At 44.7% G+C, this 24,110-nt stretch carries 19 protein-coding genes and 1 pseudogene; 8 read left to right on the top strand and 12 right to left on the bottom strand.

Annotated elements, in window-relative coordinates:
* Nucleotides 1-118: 118 nt before the first annotated feature.
* The 3 genes from AC58QO_RS15375 to kamA all read left to right on the top strand — a co-directional run bounded on the left by AC58QO_RS15375 (nucleotide 119) and on the right by kamA (nucleotide 3,699).
* A complete protein-coding gene (locus tag AC58QO_RS15375) occupies nucleotides 119-1,576 on the top strand; it encodes a sigma-54 interaction domain-containing protein (RefSeq protein WP_497266880.1) in 1,458 nt (485 codons plus the stop codon).
* Nucleotides 1,577-1,752: 176 nt separating this feature from the next.
* Nucleotides 1,753-2,172, top strand: a complete 420-nt coding sequence (locus AC58QO_RS15370) for a hypothetical protein (protein WP_497266878.1) — start codon at nucleotides 1,753-1,755, stop codon at nucleotides 2,170-2,172.
* Nucleotides 2,173-2,304: 132 nt separating this feature from the next.
* Complete coding sequence (gene kamA / locus AC58QO_RS15365) at nucleotides 2,305-3,699, top strand: lysine 2,3-aminomutase (RefSeq protein ID WP_497266876.1); 1,395 nt, start codon at nucleotides 2,305-2,307, stop codon at nucleotides 3,697-3,699.
* Between the two features lie 285 nt (nucleotides 3,700-3,984).
* Here kamA and AC58QO_RS15360 read toward each other — a convergent pair whose 3' ends face one another.
* The 7 genes and pseudogenes from AC58QO_RS15360 to AC58QO_RS15330 form a co-directional block, all read right to left on the bottom strand.
* Nucleotides 3,985-5,403, bottom strand: a complete 1,419-nt coding sequence (locus AC58QO_RS15360) for an aldehyde dehydrogenase family protein (RefSeq protein ID WP_497266874.1) — start codon at nucleotides 5,401-5,403, stop codon at nucleotides 3,985-3,987.
* 27 nt (nucleotides 5,404-5,430) lie between these two features.
* Nucleotides 5,431-6,795, bottom strand: a pseudogene (gene gabT / locus AC58QO_RS15355) (4-aminobutyrate--2-oxoglutarate transaminase).
* 14 nt (nucleotides 6,796-6,809) lie between these two features.
* Entirely contained in the window at nucleotides 6,810-8,102 is a 1,293-nt protein-coding gene (locus tag AC58QO_RS15350) for a peptidase (RefSeq protein WP_497266872.1), read from the bottom strand.
* 46 nt (nucleotides 8,103-8,148) lie between these two features.
* Entirely contained in the window at nucleotides 8,149-8,811 is a 663-nt protein-coding gene (locus tag AC58QO_RS15345; RefSeq protein WP_497266870.1) for a 3-oxoacid CoA-transferase subunit B, read from the bottom strand.
* Nucleotides 8,778-9,506: a CoA transferase subunit A gene (locus AC58QO_RS15340; RefSeq protein ID WP_497266869.1), complete on the bottom strand. Its 729-nt coding sequence runs from the start codon at nucleotides 9,504-9,506 to the stop codon at nucleotides 8,778-8,780. Before AC58QO_RS15340 ends, AC58QO_RS15345 begins: the two co-directional genes overlap by 34 nt.
* Nucleotides 9,506-10,858, bottom strand: coding sequence for an aspartate aminotransferase family protein (locus AC58QO_RS15335; protein ID WP_497266867.1), 1,353 nt, complete (start codon nucleotides 10,856-10,858; stop codon nucleotides 9,506-9,508). The genes AC58QO_RS15340 and AC58QO_RS15335 overlap by 1 nt, the downstream gene beginning before the upstream one ends.
* A 34-nt stretch (nucleotides 10,859-10,892) precedes the next feature.
* The gene (locus AC58QO_RS15330; RefSeq protein WP_497266865.1) at nucleotides 10,893-11,156 is read right to left on the bottom strand and encodes a YokU family protein; all 264 of its coding nucleotides are present in this window, start codon (nucleotides 11,154-11,156) and stop codon (nucleotides 10,893-10,895) included.
* Nucleotides 11,157-11,343: 187 nt separating this feature from the next.
* Between AC58QO_RS15330 and ablB the strand changes: the two genes are divergently transcribed.
* Nucleotides 11,344-12,201 (top strand): putative beta-lysine N-acetyltransferase, encoded by an 858-nt coding sequence (gene ablB / locus AC58QO_RS15325; RefSeq protein WP_497266863.1) that lies wholly within the window; start codon nucleotides 11,344-11,346, stop codon nucleotides 12,199-12,201.
* Between the two features lie 26 nt (nucleotides 12,202-12,227).
* Here the strand turns inward: ablB and rpoN are convergent, their stop codons facing one another.
* Both rpoN and AC58QO_RS15315 read right to left on the bottom strand, forming a co-directional pair.
* Nucleotides 12,228-13,559 (bottom strand): RNA polymerase factor sigma-54, encoded by a 1,332-nt coding sequence (gene rpoN, locus AC58QO_RS15320; protein ID WP_497266861.1) that lies wholly within the window; start codon nucleotides 13,557-13,559, stop codon nucleotides 12,228-12,230.
* A gap of 159 nt (nucleotides 13,560-13,718) precedes the next feature.
* On the bottom strand, nucleotides 13,719-13,892 hold the full coding sequence (locus tag AC58QO_RS15315; protein ID WP_497266859.1) for a hypothetical protein: 174 nt from the start codon (nucleotides 13,890-13,892) through the stop codon (nucleotides 13,719-13,721).
* A gap of 84 nt (nucleotides 13,893-13,976) precedes the next feature.
* Here AC58QO_RS15315 and AC58QO_RS15310 point away from each other — a divergent pair, with 84 nt between their 5' ends.
* A complete protein-coding gene (locus tag AC58QO_RS15310) occupies nucleotides 13,977-15,014 on the top strand; it encodes a stalk domain-containing protein (RefSeq protein WP_497266857.1) in 1,038 nt (345 codons plus the stop codon).
* Nucleotides 15,015-15,038: 24 nt separating this feature from the next.
* Here the strand turns inward: AC58QO_RS15310 and AC58QO_RS15305 are convergent, their stop codons facing one another.
* From AC58QO_RS15305 to AC58QO_RS15295, 3 genes are read right to left on the bottom strand one after another with little or no spacing between them, the layout of a single operon-like run.
* Entirely contained in the window at nucleotides 15,039-16,970 is a 1,932-nt protein-coding gene (locus AC58QO_RS15305) for a DUF8034 domain-containing protein (RefSeq protein WP_497266855.1), read from the bottom strand.
* A gap of 31 nt (nucleotides 16,971-17,001) precedes the next feature.
* A complete protein-coding gene (locus AC58QO_RS15300; protein ID WP_497266853.1) occupies nucleotides 17,002-17,901 on the bottom strand; it encodes an aldo/keto reductase in 900 nt (299 codons plus the stop codon).
* A 19-nt stretch (nucleotides 17,902-17,920) separates the two neighbouring features.
* On the bottom strand, nucleotides 17,921-20,191 hold the full coding sequence (locus AC58QO_RS15295) for a helix-turn-helix domain-containing protein (protein WP_497266851.1): 2,271 nt from the start codon (nucleotides 20,189-20,191) through the stop codon (nucleotides 17,921-17,923).
* 218 nt (nucleotides 20,192-20,409) lie between these two features.
* On the opposite strand from AC58QO_RS15295, the gene AC58QO_RS15290 reads away from it, so the two are divergent.
* The 3 genes from AC58QO_RS15290 (at nucleotide 20,410) to AC58QO_RS15280 (ending at nucleotide 23,842) form a co-directional block, all read left to right on the top strand.
* Nucleotides 20,410-21,330, top strand: a complete 921-nt coding sequence (locus tag AC58QO_RS15290; protein ID WP_497266849.1) for an ABC transporter permease — start codon at nucleotides 20,410-20,412, stop codon at nucleotides 21,328-21,330.
* Between the two features lie 11 nt (nucleotides 21,331-21,341).
* Complete coding sequence (locus AC58QO_RS15285) at nucleotides 21,342-22,223, top strand: carbohydrate ABC transporter permease (protein ID WP_497266847.1); 882 nt, start codon at nucleotides 21,342-21,344, stop codon at nucleotides 22,221-22,223.
* A 65-nt stretch (nucleotides 22,224-22,288) separates the two neighbouring features.
* Nucleotides 22,289-23,842, top strand: coding sequence for a DUF3502 domain-containing protein (locus AC58QO_RS15280; RefSeq protein ID WP_497266845.1), 1,554 nt, complete (start codon nucleotides 22,289-22,291; stop codon nucleotides 23,840-23,842).
* Nucleotides 23,843-24,110 lie beyond the last annotated feature (268 nt).

Below are 24,110 nucleotides of genomic sequence, written 5' to 3'. Positions count from 1 at the left end.
TGTACGTACGCACTGATTAGTACCACGCAAATCTGTGGATCAATCAGGTCATTTTTCTAGCTGAAAAATCATAAATTAGTAATTGAACCACAGAACACTCTTCGTGAGGCGGGTGAACATGATGACCAATCAGAACGAGCATGGCACGAAATATTTTGAGCAAATGTTGACGATCATTGATGTCGGTGTTCACCTGATTGATAACAAGGGAATTACGATTTTTTATAATGAGAAAATGGCAGAAACGGACGGTTTTAAGCGGGAACAAGTGGTGGGCAAGAACTTCTTCGACCTCTTTCCTTCCCTGACGAATGAAACGAGTACTTTCATGAAAGTCCTGCAAACAGGAATTGAAATAAGAGAGAAAATTCAAACCTATGTAAGTGTGACGGGGAAAAGGATTACGACCATTAACAGCACTTATCCGTTATTGGAAAATGGTGAAATCATCGGCGCCCTAGAAGTAGCGAAAGATATCACTAGCATTGTTCATCTACATGATCAAATTCTTGATCTGAGGCATCAAATCTACGAATCTCCGTCCAAAGATAAGAAAAATGCAAGCTCGGCTCGCTACCATTTTAGCGATTTAATTGGCCAAAGCGAAGCATTTCAGCAAACCATTGCCTTTGCTAAGAAGGCATCACGTACGAGCTCACCCGTTTTGATTTCGGGACCAACCGGTACGGGAAAAGAATTGTTCGCCCAAAGCATACACAATGCAGGAGCCCGTCGAAACCGCCTTTTTATTGCTCAAAATTGCGCAGCTGTTCCCAACGAGCTGATGGAAGGGATTATGTTCGGCACTGCAAGAGGTGCGTTTACGGGGGCAATTGACCGTGCTGGATTGTTCGAGCAAGCCAATGGGGGAACTCTTTTTCTCGATGAATTGAATAGTTTGGATTTATTTCTGCAGGCCAAATTATTACGAGTCCTTCAAGATGGCATCGTTCGCCGAGTCGGTGGAACCCATGAACAGCAAGTCGATGTTCGCATCATTACCGCCATGAATATCGATCCGAAGGAAGCATTAGCCAAAGGCTTGCTGCGCAGTGATCTTTTTTACCGGCTAAATGTTGTGAATTTATACCTGCCACCGCTTGTCCATAGAAAAGAAGATATCCCCCTCCTCACATCTCACTTTATTGAAAAATTCAACCAGATGTTCGGCATGAGAATTAGTGGCGTATCTCCATCCGCTTTGGCCTGCTTAATGAATTATCATTGGCCTGGCAATATTCGGGAATTGAGTCATGCAATCGAATCCACCTATAACATGATGGAGCTGGAGTGTGAAATGATCGAAGAACATCACCTCCCCGCTTATTTCATTGGAAATCCTAGTACAATTCCGTCATCATCTCTACTTACAGCTGCTAGGAACGATGCGATGGCCGTACGATCTGCCAGTGCCACTAAATTGCCTGATAAAGTGAAGCAATTGGAAAAGGAAGCAATCACGGATGCGCTAGCTTTTCATCAATATAACATTACGCTCACGGCGCAAGCGCTAGGCATCAAGCGCCAAGCTTTGCAATATAAGTTGAATCGCTATGGGATTGTTAGGAAGCCTTGAAGATTGTAAGATACAAGTTTGAGATTTCAGCCTAATCTTCACCAAGAAAGATTACAATACGACAACGGTTTTCGAGCAACATCACTCGCCAAATCCTTTACGATAGAGACAAGGCTTACTAGCATGTCTTGTTTATGTTGTTTATTGCGAAATCCATTCGTAGAGGAGGAAGTATTGTGGTAAACAAAGCAAAAAATGAGGAAGAATTGCCGCTTCTGCCATCCCCCGCTTACAATGCAGATTCCAATGAATCACAAGAGAAACCGAAGCTAACGATGAAATTACTATATGAACTTATTCATAAACTCAATGAAGAGAATCTTATACTGACTAATCGTCTTACGGAATATGAGCGAAAAATAGATTTGCTGTTAGAAAATAAAAGCGAGATCGCCAGTACGTTGGAAGTGCCACTACTCGGAACACAGGGTAAAGCTGCAGAAATAGAAGTAGTATCCGAATACGTGATGCCTATCAATTATCTAGTGCCTCGCTCTGTACGTCATCCCGTTCACAAGAAGAGTCCACTGTTATTCTTATTAATTAGATCCACATTCCGATTTTTCATTCGACGGCGAAGAGGATTTCTCTTTTAAAATTAGTATCAGATAACCATTTAAGTCTCCTGCCAGGAGACTTTTTTGCATGTTCAAAGGGTATGATGAAATGTTGGCATCCTTTTTGCATCTTACTATAGATAAGAAGACATTCATGTTGGAGGTGCAAAGATGGAACGACGTGACCGGAAGCAAGTTGAACTTTGGAAACATGTAACGGAAGAGCAATGGAATGATTGGCTTTGGCAGCTTACTCATACCATTCGTACCTTAGATGATTTAAAAAAAGTAGTACATCTAACACCTGAGGAAGAAGAAGGCGTTCGCATTTCAACGCAGACCATTCCTTTAAATATTACGCCTTACTATGCATCTTTGATGAATCCGGATGACCCGCGATGCCCGATTCGGATGCAATCGGTCCCTATTTCAGCTGAGTTATTGAAAACCAAGTACGATCTCGAGGATCCTCTTTTCGAAGATGAAGACTCCCCTACCCCGGGATTAACACATCGATACCCAGACAGAGTTCTCTTCTTGGTAACGAATCAATGCTCAATGTACTGCAGATACTGCACACGCCGCCGTTTCTCTGGCCAAGTGGGTATGGGCGTACCCAAGAAGCAATTGGACGATGCAATTAGCTATATTCGAAATACACCGGAAGTACGTGACGTACTGCTTTCTGGTGGGGATGGCTTACTCATTAACGACAATATTTTGGAGTATATTCTGAAAAATTTGCGGGCGATTCCCCATGTCGAGATCATTCGGATCGGCACTAGAGCTCCTGTCGTATTCCCGCAGCGCATTACGGAGCATTTGTGCTCGATTATTAAGAAATATCATCCCGTTTGGTTGAACACGCATTTTAATCATCCTTTGGAAATCACGGAAGAAGCCAAAAAGGCCTGCGAAATGCTAGCCAATGCAGGCGTTCCGCTCGGTAATCAGTCAGTGATTCTAGCCGGAATCAACGACAGCACGTATATCATGAAGAAGCTCATGCATGATCTGGTGAAAATACGTGTTCGTCCGTACTACATTTATCAATGTGATTTATCCGAAGGCATTGGTCATTTCCGGGCGCCCGTTTCCAAGGGGCTTGAAATTATTGAATCTCTTCGTGGTCACACCTCGGGGTATGCAGTACCTACCTTTGTAGTCGATGCTCCAGGCGGGGGCGGCAAAATTGCGCTTCAACCCAACTATCTGATCTCGCAAAGTCAGGATAAGGTGATCCTGCGTAATTACGAAGGCGTGATCGTGGGCTATCCCGAACCGAAAAACTATACACCAGGCCGAGCCGATGAATATTTCAATGAGATCTACGGCATTCAGAAACAGCCGGAAAGCACCGGCATCATTGCGCTCATGAAAGATGAAAAATTCAACTTAGTGCCAGAAAATTTGCGCCGAATCGGTAGAAGGAAAACGTATCAGGAAACACCGGAGCACATGTCGCTGAAGGATCGTCGGCCGATGAGGGACGAAATGAAGGATAAATTGATGAAAGCACAGAGCAAGGAGAAAAAAGAGAGCACAACGGTGATACCCGTGGAGTAGATGGCGTTCAAGTAGAAATTGGGCGGAATTGGCACCCAGTGGGTAAGAAACGGCGATCTTACGGGAGTCCATCTGACGGAATAACTGGATTTCCTACAGTTAAATTTGCGTAATCTTCCCCGAAAGCCCCAAATACACAAAACTAACTGTAGGTTTTCCAGTTAGTTTTGCGGAGTATGTGTAAACGACTGGTTATATATGTGTCTCAATGCCAAAAGGCACCCAGCTCGGGTGCCTTTTTTCTTAGCGACATGCTATTTTGCCCCATCCGCCGCACACGTCCGCCTACTTTTTAAAAACAATTAATTTCAACTCCGTCAATTCACGAATGGCATACTTTACACCCTCGCGCCCAGTTCCGCTCTCCTTCACACCGCCATACGGCATATGGTCTACGCGAAAGGTTGGAATATCATTGATCATGACGCCTCCTACCTCCAAAGCTTCGGCAGCGGCAAGAGCTGTTCGAATGTTTTCGGTGTATAGGCCAGCTTGAAGTCCATATTTGGAGTCATTAACTAACTCAATGGCTTCCTCTATCGACGCTACTTTATTGATCATCACAATAGGGGCAAACACTTCCTGGCACGATATGTTTGCCGATGAAGAAACTTGAAGCAAGACTGTCGGGTGAACGATATTCCCCTCTCTCTTGTTCCCCGTTGCGACAATCGCGCCAAGCTTCTCCGCATCAGCAATCCATTGCATGGCACGCTCAGCGTCGCGTGAGCCGATTAAAGCCGACACATCCGTTGCGGCATCCAACGGATCACCCAAATGAAGCTTCTTCGTCTGCGTTACGAATTTCCTAACAAATTCATCAAAAAGCTGCTCATGCACATAAATTCGCTGAAGCGAGATGCATACCTGACCCGCGTAAGAAAATGCTCCTGTGACCGACCTCGCGATCATGGCATCTACATCAATCCCTTGATCCACAATTAGCGCAGAATTGGAGCCTAGTTCTAGAATAACCTTTTTCAAGCCAGCCTTATTCCGGATGGCGATCCCGACCTCAGGGCTTCCCGTGAAGGTTACCGCCTTTATCCGTGGATCCCTTACCAAGATGTCACCTATCACACTTCCACTGCCAGTAACTACGTTTAGCGCTCCTGCCGGTAATCCCGCCTGCTGCATAAGCTCTGCCATGAACAAGCTAGTTAACGGCGTTTGCCCTGCTGGTTTCAAGACAATCGTATTGCCTGCAGCGATGGCTGGGCCTACTTTGTGCGCAACCAGATTCATCGGAAAGTTGAATGGCGTTATCGCCGCCACAACCCCTAAAGGCTGATGAATCGTATAGGCAACACGATCTTCACCTCCAGGTGCCGCATCCATAGGGATCGTTTCTCCATGAATCCGCTTTGCTTCCTCGGCGGCAAACTTGTAGGTCGCAATCGTTCGATCTACCTCTGTTCTCGCTGTAGTTATCGGTTTAGCGGCTTCTAGCGCAATCAGTCGGGCGCATTCTTCCTTTTTCTCGCGGATCAAAGCTGCCAGCTTCTCTAGAATTGCTGCCCGTTCATGCGCCGGCATACGCGCCATGAGCGGTCTAGCTCTCTCGGCAGCTGCAATCGCACGCTCCACTTCAGCTGGAACTGCAAATGCAACCTCCGCTATTTGCTCTCCACTGTATGGCGAGAATAAGGGCCGATACTGCTCAGCTTCCACCCATGAACCGTCGATAAAAAGGTGCTTTCTCATGCTGTCATCCCCCCCATCCAAATTAGCTCATGAAAGCACACTTGGGTTAATACATGTTTTGATCGCTTCCTCCAGAACCTCCAAGCCCTCAACAAGCTGCTCATCGGTAATGACCAGCGGACTTAGCAAACGTATCACATTACCGTATATCCCCGCACTCATCACGATAACACCACGTTGGTGCGCCGCTTGTATAATCCTGCTTGTCAGTTCTTTATCTGGCATTTTGGACGACAAATCCTTCACGATCTCAATTGCACTCATGGCGCCCAGTGTACGTACATCCCCTATACAGTTTACTTCCTGTTGCAACTTGATAAATCGTTCGCTTACTGCTGCCCCAATCTCTCCTGCACGTTCAGCCAGCCGTTCCTCCTCTAGCATTTCAATGACTTGTAAAGCAGCTACACATCCGAGCGGGCTGCCGCCATAAGTGCCGCCGATCTCACCGATGCCTGGCGCATCCATTATATCCGCCCGTCCTGTCACAGCGCTAATCGGGAGCCCGGCGGCAATCGATTTGGACATGGTCATTAAATCAGGTACAACGCCGAAGTGCTCCATCGCAAAGTTTTTCCCTGTCCGCCCGAAGCCGGTCTGAACTTCGTCGGCAATTAGCAATATTCCGTAGTTCTCACAGATTGCCTACACGCCTTGCACGAACCTAACAGATGGGATCACAAATCCCCCTTCGCCTTGAACGGGTTCCATGATAATCGCTGCGACCTCTTCACCCGGAACCTCCGATAAGAAGAAATCATCGAATTTCTGCAACAACTGATCATCTACCTCATCCCGTGTCATTCCGGAAGGAGCGCGATAGTAGTAGGGATAAGGCATTTTGTACGTATCAGGCGCAAAAGGACCGAAGCCATTCTTATAAGGTTTTACTTTACTGGTTAAGGACATCGCCATATACGTTCTCCCGTGAAAGCCACGCTCGAAGGAAATTACGGCTCTTCGTCCCGTAAATTTACGGGCAATTTTCACCGCATTCTCAATCGCTTCAGCGCCGCTGTTCAAGAAAAATGTTTTCTTCTTATGACTCCCAGGCGTCAAAACATTGAGCTTCTCAGCTAATGCCACATAAGGCTCATACATCATGACATGAAAACAAGGATGCAAATAGTGATCCAGCTGGGCCTTCAATGCCTCCACGACCTTAGGCGGACAATGTCCGACATTTAGGGATCCGATTGCACCAGCGAAATCAATAAAGGTATTTCCATCCACATCAGTGAGCAAAGCTCCCTCCCCTTTTGCCGCAAAGGTTGGCACCGTATTGAAAGGGCCTCTTGGCACACTCGCCATGCGCCTCTCCAGCAAGAGCTGTGCTTGCGGCCCCGGAATCGCCGTCTTCATATCAATGAACTTCAATCGTTTCCGGTTCATATCCATCTCCATCCTTACACCTCCAATCCATCCAAACCACACCAGTGAATCATCGTCAATGCGATGATTTCAGCCACCTCGAACACACGTTCCAATTCAATGTGTTCATTCGGATAATGGGCGACTTGTGTGATGCCTGGGCCAAAAATGATACAAGGTGTTTCACCAATCTGTGTGAGCAATCCGCCATCGGTTCCCCATGGCGATGCCTCAATCGTAGGTTCTTCCCGTTTCACCTCTCGGTATTGCTGCATTAGCACCTCCATCAAGGCGTGCTCAGGATCCACGCTGCCCGGCACCCACTGAGCCCCGAACCATTCCACCGTAGGCGGATGTTTCTCAAACCAAGGGTCTTCCGCGCTAAGGCTCGCGATCCACTGGCTCATTTCTTCCTTGGCGTCAGCAAGCTTTTCCTCCGGGGCAACGCCCATTCGTCCCTCCAGCTTCACTGTATCTGAGACAGACGAAGGCCAATTGCCACCCTGTATGACTCCGATATTTATCGGAATCGGAATCGGGTTATTGGCGTACAACGGATCCGAGATCCGAGCATTTCGCTGCTCCTCAAGCTCGCGAATATGCTGGATGACAGCCATACTTTTTTCAATGGCGCTAACGCCCTCATATCTCGTTCCCCCGTGAGCCGAGCGTCCCTTCACCTCGATACGAAACCACATAGAGCCCTGTTGCTTCGGAAATATACGCATATTTGTAGGCTCCGGAATGAGCGCAGCATCGGCTCGATACCCTTTTACAATGGCAGCCAGTGTCCCTGCCCCGCCGCTTTCTTCTTCAATGACGCTTTCAAAAATGACGTCGCCTTTCAACCTCAACCCGAGACTCTGAACAGCCTCGATAGCCATAAGCAGAGAGACGTTCCCGCCTTTCATATCCGTCGCCCCGCGACCATACAGCTTCCCGTCAACCACGTTGCCGCTGTAAGGATCATCCTGCCATTGCTCGCGATCTCCTGCTGGTACGACATCCATGTGACCGTTCAGCAGCAGTGAGCGCCCCCCGCCTGCCCCCTTCAAAACACCAACAACATTGGGACTGCCCACAAAACGGCTTCGCGGGGAACAAAAATAAGCATGCGATGCTAGAGACTCTCCATCCGGCTCCCACACATCCACGTCGAGCGCCAATTCTCGCAATTTATCAGCAATGAAAAGCTGTATATCCTGTTCATTGCCTTGCACACTTGGAAGCCTTACCAGCTTCTGCAGCAATTCGATGCCTTCTTTGCGATGAGCCCATATCCACTCATGAATTTGCTTTTGCAGTTGAACGTGGTTCTCATTAGACAAAGGAAACCTCTCCTTCCGGGTATAACCAATCACGTTGTACCACCGTCTATGGAATGTAAGCTATGTGTTCCGGGATGCGTAAAGCAGCTTCCGTATTGGCTACTACGTCTTCAACTGTATAAGGCAGCATGATTTCTTTTAAAAGCAAACCTTGCTCCGTAACCTCCATCACAGCCATTTCCGTAATAATTAATTTCACACAAGCTACTGCCGTAAGCGGCAAGTCGCATTGTTTTTTGACCTTAGACTCCCCCTGCCGATTCACATGGTTCATCAGAACGATGACTTTTTTGGCTTTCTGGGCAAGCTCCATCGCCCCGCCAATTCCAGCCACACGCTTCCCAGGCACAATCCAATTAGCCAAATCCCCACGTTCGCTCACCTCAAGCGCGCCAAGGATGGTGATGTCGATACAGCCTCTGCGAATCATGGCAAAAGCAATCGCGCTATCACAGTAGGAAGCCCCACTCGTTATCGTGATGGGATATCCGCCTGCGTTGCAGAGAAAAGCATCTTCTTCTCCTGGAAGAGGACCGCCGCCAGCACCTAGAATCCCGTTTTCCGCATGAAATACGACTTGTATGCCTTCTGGCACATAATCCGCGACCTTGGTCGGGATCCCGATGCCTAAATTAACAGCCATCCCGTCCTTTAACTCTTGAGCGGCACGCTTTGCTATTCGGTCGCGGGTTTCTTTTCCCATACCCATGCCCAATTCACCCCTCTGCTCAAGATCACCATATCGACGAAAATGCCTGGCGTAACGATACTTTCGGGGTCCAACTCACCTAGCGGCACAATTTCGTCTACTTCGGCAATCGTTATTTTTCCGGCCATCGCGACCAACGGATTGAGGTTTCTACCGCTTTTATCGTAGATGAGATTCCCATAGGGATCAGCCTTTTTCGCATGTACGATCGCGACGTCCGCCGTCAGGGCAGGTTCTACCAGATAGGTTTTCTCGTCGATGGAAACCTTCGCCTTACCCTGTTCCATGATCGTACCGACACCGACATCCACCAATACCCCGCCAAGTCCAACGCCGCCGGCTCGAATTTTTTCACAGAGCGTACCTTGCGGATAAAAGACGACCTCCATGGTGCCCTGCTCCATCATTTGACCAGCGTTAGGATTAGAACCAATATGAGAGGCGATCAATTTCTTCACGCAACCTGCTGTAACTAAACGTCCAATGCCGATATGGGGAAACCCTGTATCATTCCCAATAAGGGTTAATTCCTTTACGCCCTTTTGTAACATCCCCTCAATTAACGTTGGAGGCGTACCGATACCTCCGAAGCCGCCAAACATTAATGTACAGCCATCAGTAATTGACTCAAGAGCTTCTTCTAAAGATCTAACTTTACCACCTGCAACCTCGTGTGCATGTTCGTTCGGCATCATCAAATCTCCTCCGTTACGGATGGGGTTATCTCAGCCATGACTTCCCGGATGGACTTTTCCAATATGTGCACAAGTTGATCGATTTCTGCCTCGTTTATGACCAGAGGCGGCGCCACAATTATTGCATCCCCTTCCCCATCGATCGCGCCTGCCGCGGGATAAACGAGAAGTCCTTTATGAAAGGCTTTCTCGATAATCCGTGACGTGACACCTATACCAGGTGCAAACGGTCGTTTGCTGCTACGATCAGCCACAAATTCGAGGGCTAATAGCAGCCCTTTACCGCGCACATCTCCAATGATGTCGATGCCATCCGCCATTTGCTTAAGCTGAGCCTTCAAATAGTTGCCTTGGGTCTCGGCCGCACTGACTAATTGATGCTTCTCGATATAGTGAAGAACGGCTAAGGAAACAGCAGCCGATTGGGGATTCGCACTGTATGTGTGACCAGACATGATACTTTTGGTGCCTTTCAAAATGGGTTCCATCACATGATCTTTGACAAGCGTTGCTGCCATCGGCGTATAACCAGCGCTCATGCCTTTTCCAAGCGCCATGAGGTCGGGTTCAACTCCATAATGCTCCAAACCGAACATGGCTCCCGTTCGGGCAATCCCTGTCATGACTTCATCGGCGATAAATAAGATGTCATTTTGTTCGCAGATCGCCTTGATCTTCTTGTAGTAACCATCGGGCGGCACAATTGCACCGCCTGCGGCTCCAATGATCGGCTCCGCTATGAACGCGGCGATATGTTCAGCACCGATCCGCTTGATCGCAGTAGCCAAATCGTCCGCACAGGCCATGCCGCATGCTGAATAGATTTTGCCGAGCGGACAGCGATAACAATAAGGCGGAACTACGACCGGAAAGTCCTCCAATAATGGAATAAATCGTCTTCTTCGCAGGACATGACCTGACATCGACAGGGCGCCTAATGTGATCCCGTGATAGCTCATTCGTCTTGAAATCACTTTATTCTTGCCCAGCCGACCTTTCTCTTGCCAGTGCTGTATTGCGATTTTCATCGCAGTCTCCGTAGCTTCGGAACCGCTATTCACGAAAAAGGTCCAGTAATCGTTGCCGGGTGCTAAATCGCTTAACTTCTCAGCGAGCTTTTCGGCAGGTTCACTGGTAAATTGTGATCGATAGACGAAGGAGACCTTATTTGCCTGCTCCAGCATCGCATCAATGATGTCTTGAACGCCGTGCCCGATGCCAGCTGTCACAGCTCCCGACGATCCGTCTATATAGGCTTTGCCTTGATCATCGTATAGAAACACGCCTTTCCCAGATTGAATGGTGGGATAATGGTGATCCAAAACCGGCTTGATGACATGCTCCCGCTTCATACGACACCCCCACATGCTCACTCTTGCGAAGTTTCTACTTCAGAAAGATGTTCTTAACCCGCGGAGCCTTCAACAGCTCTTCATATCGAAAAGTCGTTCCTAACGCAGATACATCATGCCAATACAGGGTCTCTTCGATGTGCTGTGCCGTGCTTTCCAATACATAAGTACGACAGTTGGCGCATTCGATCGCCGGTACTTCCAATATCTGAACGGCCATTCTTCCATCTGGGAGGATCCAATAGCAATCTTTCACACTTTCACGAATATCTTCCGCTTCACACCACATGCAATTCATATGCGTCTGTCCTCCTTCATATGGTATAGAACATTCTTACGACTATCTCTTCATCATGCAAAGTAGATGCCAACTTTTCGCAATGGGTATTTGTACAGCTACCAGGTTACATGTATGGGAAAAGCCGCCAAACTTTTGGCAGCGGTTATTTTTTTGCAGCAAATGGAGGGTGTTAGGAGGATGCTAAATGCCAAATGAACTGCCGGCCTACACGAATCAAATTGTGAACGCTACCGATTATACGATCATGATTTGCCTTGATTTTATGAATAAAAGGCTGCGAGTAGATGACTATTTGGGGAACATCGATGCCATTTATGCGCGGATCGTTGAACTAGCTAAGGAACATGCTTTGACCAAAGTGTTCATCAAATCCCGAGAGGTTGACTGGCAACTATTTTTATCAAAGGGCTGCATGTTGGAGGGCATTTATAAAGGCTATTTCAATGGGGACGACGCATATTGTATGGCATTCTATGATGACTTGGAGCGGCGAACCAGCGACTATTGGATGGAAGAAGATCACATTCTTAAGCAAGTGCTCGATCTCCCTCCCAAACCGAATCGACCATTGGTGCCAAACGGCTGTACGTTGCGACTAGCTCGACAGGAGGATGCTGAACCACTCTCCAACTTATATCGTCACATTTTCCAAACGTACCCGACACCGATGAATGATCCGACCTATGTCGAGAAAACCATGCAAGAAGGAACGATTTATTATCTCGTCGAATCGCAGAATCAACTGATTAGCGCTGCCTCCGCAGAGATCAATACGGTCTATGCCAATGCTGAGATGACAGACTGCGCTACACTCCCCGCTTATCGCAATCAAGGACTCATGAGACTGCTAATGCATGCCTTAGAAGATGAGTTGCTTGCACGAAATATCACTTGCGCCTATTCCTTATCTAGAGCGCTTTCCTTTGGGATGAATGCTGTTTTCTACCAAATGGGGTATCGCTATTACGGCCGACTTACGAAAAATTGTGATATCTATGATAAATTTGAAGACATGAATTTATGGACCAAGTCGTTGAAATGACCACCTCCTATCACCATGTATTCCAACTATATGCGTTTCCTTCTAACAGAAGAAGATATACCAAGCTCTTCCCTATATTTGGTTATAGTTCTTCGAGAAATGTGAATACCTTCCTGTTTCATAAGTTCTGCCAGCTTTTGATCAGAGTATGGTTTTTGCTGGTTTTCACCGCTGATCCATGCCTTTATTTTTGCTTTTACACGCTCAGATGAAGCGGAATCTCCTAATTCCATTTGCAATCCCGAGGGGAAAAAGTATTTCAGTTCGAAGATGCCCCAGGGTGTTTGGGCGTATTTCCCTGCCGTAGCGCGGCTGACTGTTGATTCATGAACACCCAATTTATCAGCAATCTGATGTAAGGTCATTGGTTTGAGATGGGCCGTCCCCTTCCAGAAAAAATCGGCCTGCTCCTCCACAATGGCGTGCGCTACCCGGTATATGGTCCTACGTCTTTGCTCCAGGCACTTCAAGAAGAATTTCGCGGCGTGTAATTTACCTGTGAGGAACTTTGTTACTTCGTTCTTATCACTGTTCTCCAGAACCATACGTTCATAATAACCATTAATCGCAACTCGGGAGGACGCTGTTTGGTGAAGCAGCACAACGAGCTGATCACTCCCCTTCTCGATAATGACCTCAGGAATGATATATTGAATGGCTTCTATGTGATAGGCTGCGCCAGGTCTGGGATTCAACCCTTTGATCACATCGATCGCAGCCTGAATTTCTTGTGTGCCTACTCGCAGGAGCGTCGCTAATTTATGAATTCTATAATCAGCTACATCCTTTAGATGTCCACGAATTAATTCGGAGACTAAAGGAAAGCTATCGGACAGGGACTGCACCTGAAGTAGCAGGCATTCCCTCAAGTTTCTTGCTCCTACGCCGCGGGGCTCAAAGCTCTGCAAGATCTTTAGCGCAAGCTCCGCTTGGGCTATCTCGGTTTTACACACTTCGGAAATTTCATGCAAAGTGGGACCAAGGTAACCATTGTTGTCAAGATTTCCGATCATGAATGAGACGATATGCCGCATTGTTGGCGATATTTTTTTCACAAAACTCAACTGTTCCTTTAAATGTCTTTCCAAGGATACCTCGTTACTTGCTGCGGATCGTAATGGGTCATAGATGTGCTCACTGCTGCTACTTCCTTTGCCACGAAATAATTGAGGCTTGATGTTATAAGCATCCCATTCGTTGCCGGCGAATTCCAACATCGGATTCTCATTGATCTCCTGTTGGACAACTTCCAGCAATTCTGGTGTCGAAAGCTTGAGGATTGTTATTGCTTTACGCAGTTGAGGGGTCAATCGCATTTTGGACGTTTGTTGTTGGAACATACCGTAACCTGGGCGCATGGACATCACCCCTTTTTGTTGTTGCTTCTATATGTATTCAGCGATGTAACCTTTTAGCCAATTCAATGTATAATGTCTTAGCAACCCGGACATAATAATTTATGACGGTGACGCAGTGATGAGGTGTTGTGTCGCAGACAATTTACACAAGGGAATTTGTTATTGAATCCATATGGAGGCGAGGAGATGTGCCGCATACCACTTACTGTAGTACCCGTACTGCAATGATGTGATGAGGTAGTGACCTAGCGAAGTAAGGTTCAAAGCAAGAGTACCAACAAATCTACTCACCGTCAAAGAGGACTCCGCAAGGAGTCCTCTTTCTATTTCCATTTACTGGCACCTAAATTACGGACTAAAGGTATTGGTTTTCAACGAATGATATAGGAACTATCGGAAAGTAAGAGGTATACCTATATGAGGATTAGAAATGGTTTCCTTCAAGGTGTGAAAATAACAATATTGAGCATGGTTCTACTTCAAGGAACGTCGGTAAAAGCCGCTGAGAATGTGTCTCCTTCTGTGTTTCTGGATGGACATCCGTTAACATTTCAGACACCACCTGTCATTGAGAACGGCTATAGTCTCGTTCCGATGCGTGCCTTATTTGAGGCTGAAGGTGCATCCATTTCATGGGACGACAACACACGAACAGTTACAGCTAAGAAAAATAGCGATGTATTTACATACCGTATCGGAGATATATACGCGTATAAAAATCAAGAACGATTGGAACTGCCTGTTCCAGGTAAAATTATGGATGGGTTCACTTTGATTCCATTGCGATTTGTTAGTGAAACGCTGGGAAATCTCGTGAAATGGCATGACTATTCCCGTTCGATCACCATTTCATCAGTTCATTCCTATGAAACTACGATCCAATATGGCGTCAACCTGCGCGACTTACCAGGCAAGGATCAGGATTCCCGCGTTCTCCGAATGCTTCCGAAAAGCGATAAAATTCACGTCATCCGAGAAATAAATACGGAATGGCTGGAGGTACAGACCCAAGACGGTACAATTGGTTTCATTTCTGCGGCTTCGATGTATACCGATTACACGAGCCCGGCGTTAGCTGCGAAGCAAGCGGATGAAATTATCAATTTCGGGTCGAAATACCTAGGAACCCCATACGAATTCGGAGCCGCATCCGGTCAATCGAAAACATTCGATTGCTCCTCGTTTGTTCAATATGTGTTTAAAAACGTGCTATCCATTGATTTGCCGCGAGTCTCTTACGACCAAGCACTGGATGGAAAAGTCATCGGAATTAATGAAATTCGTAAAGGCGATCTGCTATTTTTCACAGCTCGCGGGCTCGATATTGGTCATGTAGGCATTTATGCGGGAGATGGTAAAATTCTTCAAACCTATTCCAAAGAGCTTGGCGTTCACTTCACGGATTTCGATGAGAAATGGCAGAAGCGTTTTGTCACAGCTAGGCGATTATTCTAAAGGAGTGCGTGGCGCAGCAGGCTTTCATTCTCCTCGCCCTCTAATGATGGATCGGTTATGCATATTCGGCCAAGGCATATCATAGGTTGGACGATTGACATACCGATCCATCGCCATGCGTAATGTGAGGCCTGTTCCAGCTGGCAGTGAAACATGCAGCCACTTCCCATTTACTTCCACCGACCCTGCAATTTCATCGTTTTCATTGATAATGTCACCCTGTACAAACTGGTGTTCACCAAATACACCTGCCTGAACGATTAGCTCCCTGTCTTCGAACTGGTTCGTATTGATCAAATGAATCGTCACGGAATCCGGTGTCAGCTTCTCAACCAAGGCAGATATCCCGGCTGGCAAGCCCGGTCTCTTCGCTATCGCATCGAAATAGCGAACACGGCCGTGCTGCAAGCCTCCATGTGAGATGTGCATCGGTCCCCCTAATGTTAACTGCACCAGACCTTCAAAATAAAGCGGACACATTTCCTGCCAAATGTGAATGGCTGAGTAGATCCCTTCGTTGAAATGCTCTGTCCAACTGTTCGGATCACCTTCCGGAGCCCGCATGCGAGTAAGCTGATTGCTAATCATTGCATAGTTGGCTTCTAGTATTCGTTCTGGATATTCTGGCAAATGTCCGCGGATATATTGGTACCAAGGTTGCGTATTGCCGATATAATGCTTCGTCTCTCGACCTGTTCTAGGGTCTCTGCCGGAGAACTCAGGGATAATGATTTCATTCCAGTCATGGTCTTTCGGGATCCGTTCGATCCGTTCCAAATCCTCATCCGACATTGACATCGACCATAAGTAAACCGGATACTTAGGATTTGCCCCGCGGTAATCTGTCCATCCGCTATCGAAATGCTTATAAGGAACAACCACTTTCCCATCTTGTTCTTGGCGCAGCTCCCAGTTTAAGTCAAGCTGTTCCCTCGCCAGCTGCAGCGCGCTGAAGTCTCCAGTGAGTAGAACCTTATTCATGCAGGCGTTCGTGAGTGGTTCAAGAATCGTCATGAACCCATGCGGCCATCTCCAACCGTAGTAACCCCCCCACCATTTCCCATCATTGTACTCCCCAATTTGTCCATTCAGTCCCACATTGTCAGGAATAATCCCGCCATTCGAGCGAGCTCGTTCTTGCCACGCATCCACGTAGTCGATCACCCAGCTCTTCAAACTCTCATCTCCAGAATGAAGAAACGCATGGGTAATTAATCCTGTTGCATTCAAATTTAACGGCACATCACCGCGGTTCATTCGCTCGTTCATCATCGTGATCAAGTGTTTATAGACTTCATCATTGGACCATGCACATTTGAGACTTTGGAAATCTACACCTGGGATATCTTCATAAGGCGCCAAGTAATCATCTAAGATTCCACGATGCGTGCTCCAGTCTTCTTCATTCACCTCGAATCGAGGGCCTTTACTGCCATTTAGCGGAGACCGAATCAACTTCAATTCTGTATCATAGTTCAGAGCTTCAGGGTCATCCCCCGTATACATAGCCGCGAAATTCTTTGCTCGTTGGCGATCCTTAAGCGTTGAAGGCCCTGCCAGACCTAAGAAATACAAATATAAATAACCCTCGCCGTGATGCATCCAGTCATAATACGCATCAAACTCACGGTGGATCTGCCCATACTCCGTCCACTGCCAAGTAATGCCATCCCATATTTTACGGGATATTTCGTGCAGCTCGCTGCTGCCTCCAAGGACATACAATAGCGCCAAATTCATAAAGCCTTCATACGGGTCATCGGAACCGTCCATACCAGGCCAATGCTCGAACCAGATGAGCGTACCGTCCGGATGTGTGTACCTTGCCACGAATTCCTTAGCCGCTTTATTCAATGTTTCAAAAAGGAGCTGTTCTTGCATCGCCCACTGCGGAGGTGTTACACGTTCTGTTGCACTGACAGAAGCAACTACTTCAAGATCTCGAGATGATGACATATCTCACTTCTCCTCACAATATACGATTTCATTAATCAAACAAATGTTGACCATTAAATAACCCATACACCTTTGCCAAATCATCGGGATCCAAGCCTTTTCCATCACAATAGGAAATGTTTTTCCGCAGGGTATCAAGGGATGCTATGCCTGTGAGCGTTATATGGATGTCTGGCTGAGTCAGGCTAAACCTCATGCCAGGTTCGATGAGACCTTGTGGCTCCGTTCTTCGCAAAAATGCAAGCTGTTCCATTTGTTGCTTAGCTCTAGTTAACATTTCCTCTTCGAGAAATTTAGCAGGTGTATCTGCCAATATGCCCATACCTAGTACACTTCCATTAATAACACCTAACTTCATGTGCTTAGCAAGCGGCAGCACCTCATCCTTGGCCGAATGATCCAGCAGCATATAGCGAGCATAGAATTGGATCGCATCAAAGCAGTCCAATTTCATATATGTCATTAATTGCGGCAGGTTCCGAGTGCTAACGCCTATAAATCGAATTTTGCCATCTTGTTTAAGCTTTTGCAGTGCTGGAATGGTTTCGTTCACAACGAGTTCAAAGGGTTGCCTCTCCACATCATGAATTTGCAGGATATCGATCCAGTCCGTTTGCAGGCGCTGCAGACTGTCTTCTACCGATTGAAGAGTGCTATTATAGTCGTAGGATAAATCTGATCGAACCGCTTTGGTTGCAAGAACTACCTTATCTCTTCGACCTAAAATTCCTTTACCAATCCGTCGCTCTGACTCGCCATAACCGTATAACGGAGCGGTATCAATGAAATTGATGCCTGAATCAATCGCTTCATGAATGAGTCTTTGTACTTCAGCTTCATCCGTTTTACCAAAATCACCAGCAAGTGGCGCACCACCTAAACCCAATTTCGATACCCGTAGCCCTGTATTCCCAAAATTAGTGTAGATCATGGTCTTCTCCTCTTTCTTCTCACCTGTAATCTTCCACAGGCACGTATTTTTTGGCATTACTTCGATATTGATTCGGAGTTACACCATAAGCTTTCTTAAATAGCGTGAAAAAATGGCTTCGACTTGTAAATCCTGTCTTTTCCATGATGGTATTAATGGTTTCTTCCGTTGAGGCGATTTGTTCGCTAGCGTAAGCAAGTCTGATGTTATTCAAATAATCGGTGACGGAGATAAGTCGATGCTTCTTATACAATTTCCCAAGGTAAGAAGGTGATAAGTTTATTTTATCGGCAATCGTATCCAAGGAAAGCGCTATATTGGCAAAATCCGTATGAATGATTTGATTCACATCTTCAAGAAGCTTGATGTATTTGTTATCTTTTTTCAATTCCAACTCCATTGATAAGTTATCAAATAACCGATAATAATCAGTTTGAATTTCTTCTAAGGTTTCCATCTTCTGAAGATTAGCCAGGTAGGTATTGAAATTGAAATTAACTTTGATGGATTGATTCGCTTCTACCACTTCAATGGCGTAACGAATGGCCAACAGCATGCGAATGAGTACGGAATTGAGAATGGTATAACTATATGGTGCCGCACTCCCGATCATATCGGAAAAGGCTTGTTTCGCCTCAATGAACTGGCCCTGAATCAAATCATCCGTCAATTCCTTCTCAAGCTCATGCGGATACTTAAATTCATCTGTCACATAATTCAACTTCTCATGAAAGATGATACATGCATGACCCAAGATCAATCGGTTATAAGATAAATCAAGTGTTTTTAAGTATTGAACATTCAAGGGATATAAGGTTTCAAATACTTCTCCGAACGTAATGGATGTCGCGATTTGTAAAAATCGTTGCGTGTTCTGTTGGATTTCTTTGGCAATAGAAATGAGTTCTTCATTCTCAGAAGGATACATGGTTTCAGAATTGTATTGGATCAGCACAAGAATTTGATCTTCATCTACCTCAATACATTCATGCTTGTAGGCACGGGAAACCAGTTCCGTTATGATATTAACCATTCCGAATTTAAGTAAATTGCGATCACCCAGATTATACTTCGCACAGAATTCAGAGAAACGATCAATTTTAACTAATAGCAGTAAATAGGTTTCTGATGGTTCGAGATCCACTTGATACGTATGAAATCGGGAATGAAGTGTATCACCCGAGATAAGATCTCCTGAAAGTACCATTTTTCGTAAAAAATTTTGTTTTCTATAGTAGAACTCGTTCCTCTTCTCAGATTCCAGTACTTTAAAGTTCTGAATAACTAATTTAATCGGTTCGTAGAGCCTTTTGGAGAAATAAAACGATAATAAGATGCTCCCTAGAATGAAGCAATAAACAAAGAGATAGGTCTTCTCTTTCATTTTCTGTAAATCTTGAACGATGTAGTGATACGGTGTAATGCTTATTAATTTCCAATCAAAGGCATCAGTGGCTGCATACGTAATAAATGAATCTACGCCATCCACATTCACGCGAAGATTTCCGCTGGGATCAGGCGAGGAATTAATGATTTTAATGTAGTCATCTCCACTTAGATCACTTAACAACGGATGTTTATCATCATTGGACATTAGCTTGCCATCGCGATTAATAATGAAAATTCGATTTTCATTTTTATGATCGGAGGAGCTAACACTTTTTCTTACTGCTTCTTCCGAGATATTAAGAATGATGGCTTCACTTACTTTACCGCTTGAAACTTGGGAATCGAAGAATAGATAAGAGTACACATAAATGTCTTTCTCATTAGAGGATATCCCGTATAGGACATTAGGAATTCGTCTGAGTACCATGCTGTGGGATTTATTGTTCTGGATGTCATCCAGGATAGGAAATATGCCTTTATCATCGAAGGAGGTACGATCATATATAAAACTGGTGCTGGGAATAACATGCATTTGCTTGCCATTATAAATATAGATGGACTGGAGGAAAGGATATATATTTTTGTAAGCTTCCAATTTGAGCTGATATTTGGCAAACTCGTCAAACCTTATTTCTGAGTAAAGCAGATCTTTAATGGTAACATCGAAAAAAGCAGTGGTCGAAACTGACTTCGCTGATTGGGCCATCACACTAACATTCCTGCTTGTATTTTGAAGATCGGTTTTTTGTTGATTGTAGACCATATCCAATGCGAAGTTCTCGAAATTCCTGCTTAAAAAAGAAGATTGTACAAAAAGGAGTACGATCGTGCTTAACAGAAAAGGTAATAAAATAGTAAGAAAAAGCTGAAAAGGATTTTTAAGAATAAATTTCTTGAGCATCTCAACATCTCCTCTGCCCTAAGCGTATCACACCTATTGAAAGCGATTCCATATCAAACGTATAAAATCATTAAAATAGCTATATTTAGAACAAAAACGTTAATTTTGAACTTCTATTTTGCAGCATTGAGAACTCGTGACTTAGATAAGGAATTGTACTTTGTGTTGTCAATGGTAGTATAAAGGTATCCAATCTGGTCAAAGGAGTTTACATCGACATGAAGAAAAACATCATGAACTTTCGAAAATTCAAAATGAATTTTCATCTCACTTTATTAGCGCTTCCAGCAATCATTATCATCTTTGTCTTTTCTTATCTTCCTATGGGAGGCATCTTTATCGCTTTTAAGAACATCAATTATACAGATGGCATCTTCCATAGTCCTTGGGTTGGGTTTGACAATTTCAAATTCTTCTTCACTTCGAATGATGCCTGGCTGGTTGTACGAAATACACTTGCTTACAATATTGTGTTTATTGCTGTCGGTACTTTCCTTTCTGTTGTCTTCGCTATCCTCTTAAATGAAGTCGTAAGCAGAACGTTATTAAAGACGTATCAAACGGTTTTTTTCTTTCCATACTTCTTCTCTTGGATCATTGTAGCCTACATGACGTATTCATTCATTGGTCCTTATGGTGTAATTACATCTTGGATGGAAAAAGCAGGCTTTAACAGCTTTGATTTCTATACAACAACATGGGTTTGGCCATTCCTCTTAACATTCATTAATATTTGGAAAGGGATTGGATATGTCAGTATCATTTTTTACGCTGGCATATTAGGGATATCGCAAGAGTATTTTGAAGCTGCAGCGATTGATGGCGCCTCCAAATTTCAAATGATTCGTAACATCACGATTCCCCTGTTAATGCCTTTAATCACGATTATGACGTTATTATCCATTGGGAAAATATTCTACTCCGACTTCGGATTGTTCTTCTTTATACCCAGGGAAATCGGTCAGCTATTCCCGGTTACGCAAGTTATTGATACGTATGTATATCGCATGCTTAAGGTCTCAGGTGATATTGGGATGTCTTCAGCGGTTGGCTTGTTTCAATCCACCATGGGCTTCGCTATTGTCTTATTGAGTAATTTTATTGTTAAAAAAGTGAATGAAGAAAACAAATTATTCTAGGATGTGAATCCATGTTACATAAGAAAATACTGCCGCAAATCCTTATTAACATCCTATTCCTCTTATTTGGTCTTGCTTGTCTGATCCCTCTGATCTCTATTATTTCCGTTTCATTGAGCAGTGAAATTGATATCATCAAGAACGGATATCGATTGATCCCCACCATCTTTGATTTGACCGCTTATCGCTATATTCTTTTTCAACCGAAACAATTGTTAAACGCTTTCATGGTTTCCCTATTTGTCAGTTTCTTCGGTACATTGATCTCCATATTGGTGATGGCAGGTATTTCTTATGTGTTGTCACGAGAAGATTACAAGTTCAAAAACACACTTAGTTTTTATGTGTTTTTCACCATGCTGTTTAATGGCGGCTTGGTTCCTACTTACATCTTAATCAGCAACTATCTGCATTTGAAGAATACGATCTGGGTATTAATACTCCCTTATTTAGCGATTCCGTGGTTCATCTTGATTTTACGTTCCTTTATGCAAAAGATTCCTCACTCACTCATAGAATCCTGCATGATGGATGGCGCGAGTGAGCTTCGAATTTTCATTCAAATCATTATACCGCTATCCAAACCCGGTCTTGCTACCGTTTCCCTCTTCATGCTGCTGCATTATTGGAATGATTGGTGGCTAAGCCTTCTTTATATCGAGAAAGAAAGCTTAGTTCCCTTGCAGTTCATGTTGTATCGAATGATGAACAATATTCAATTCCTCACAAGTTCTACAAGCTTAGTTCCACCAGGGGTCAAGAACACGGTGCTTCCTTCCGAATCAGCCCGTATGGCCATGGCTATACTTGCAGCCGGTCCGATGCTTGCCATATTCCCCTTTTTTCAAAAGTACTTCGTTAAAGGACTCACGGTTGGTGCGGTAAAGGGTTAGCTTAAACATGGATACAAGTCCATTTTAAGATATAACAAGCTTAACTAAAAGGGAGGATTCAAGCCATGTTAAACGGATTCAAATTCGCAAAGGCAGGTATGACCTTTAGTAGTATCCTTCTCATATCCAGCATGCTGTTATCAGCATGTAGTGGCAGTTCTACACCATCTCCAAGCCCGTCAGCAGCACCAGCTGGAACTACTACAGCAACATCAACAACACCTGCTGCCCTTCCAGAGGTTAAACTGACGTGGTACTTCCCAGGCAATTTCCCGCAAGCCGAACAAGATCAAGTTTTTGCTGAAGTCAATAAAGTTTTGAAATCTAAGATCAATGCGACGGTTGACTTTAAGCCGATCGGGTTTGGCGAATATGATCAGAAAATGCAAGTCGTCATAGCATCTGGTGAGCCGTATGATCTTGCGTTTACAGCAAATTGGATTAATAATTACACCCAAAACGTAGCAAAAGGAGCTTTTTTACCTCTAGATGACTTACTTGCTAAATATGCACCGAACTCCTATGCCTCCGTACCTAAGCCGTTCTGGGATGCGACCAAAGTAAAAGGGAAAATTTATGGATTTGTGAATCAACAAATTTCGGCACGAACACCTTCCGTTATGATCCCGAAAGCACTAGTTGATAAATACAAGTTAGATCTCAATGCCATCAATGGAAAAATTAATGCGGATTCATTAAATTTATTAGAGCCATTTATTCAAAGTGTTATCAAAGATAACCCTCAGAAATCCTTTATTTCTGGCATGGGGCAATTCGCGGATGCTTTCAGCTTTGAAGCAATAGCAGGTATTAACGTACCTGGCGTCGTTGATTACGCCGATGCAAATCTGAAAGTAGTAAATCAGTTCGAAACGGCTCAAATGAAAAAATACGCAGCGACCATGAGAGATTGGAATGCGAAGGGTTATCTGAACTCCAAAGAGCGGATTTCCAAGAAATCGGATGATTGGGCAGATGGCAAAGCAGGTAAATGGGTGTTGAACATCGGTGGAGCCTTTAAGCCGGGTGGCGAAAATCTGAGTACTGCTTTAGGCGGGGAGCCTTATGTTGAAGTGCCTGCTGGAACTGCTCATCTGACAACTGGCGGAATCATTGCTACGATGCATGCCATCAACCGAAATTCCAAAAATCCAGAACGAGCTATGATGCTGCTTGAACTTCTGAACACCGACAAAGAACTATATAACCTATTGAACTTCGGCGTGAAAGATAAACATTTCAAAATTGATGCAGATGGTTTCATGATTCCTGGAGATGGTCAAAAAGGTTATAACCCTCAAGTACCATGGATGTTCGCATCCAACTATTTGGCAAATGTGGAAAAAGGAATGCCAAAAACGGTCTGGGAAGACACCAAGAAAATTAATGCTGCAGCTGTACCTTCCAAATTATTAGGATTCTCCTTCGATGCTGAACCGGTTAAAGCTGAAATTGGTAAAACAAGTGCTGTATACGATGAGTATGCTAGAGCGATTGATTTAGGTGTAACGACAGAAGAGAAATACAACGAATTCGTAGCGAAGCTTAAAACAGCAGGCGCGGATAAGATCATTGCCGAGATGCAAAAGCAAATTGATGCTTGGAAAACATCGAAATAATATGACAAAAAGTCAGTGTTCCCGTTAGCGGGAGTACTGACTTTTTTCTTTAGCTTCCGTTTATCGAGTTGTCCCCTTTTTCAAAACAAAGATTAACTGTTCTTCCGTTAGAACGTGTTCTACTCTCCATCGATGATATCCAATCATACTCCGAATAAATAGAATTCTACTCTTGCGCGTATATTCTGTATAACGAAACTTTTGAATGGCAATAATGACTATTTCAAATCAATGAGACGGGTTAGTTTAAATTTATATTAGGAGGAAT

The sequence above is a fragment of the Paenibacillus sp. J31R30 genome (genome assembly GCF_059692115.1).
This window is presented reverse-complemented; position numbering and strand designations above follow the sequence as displayed.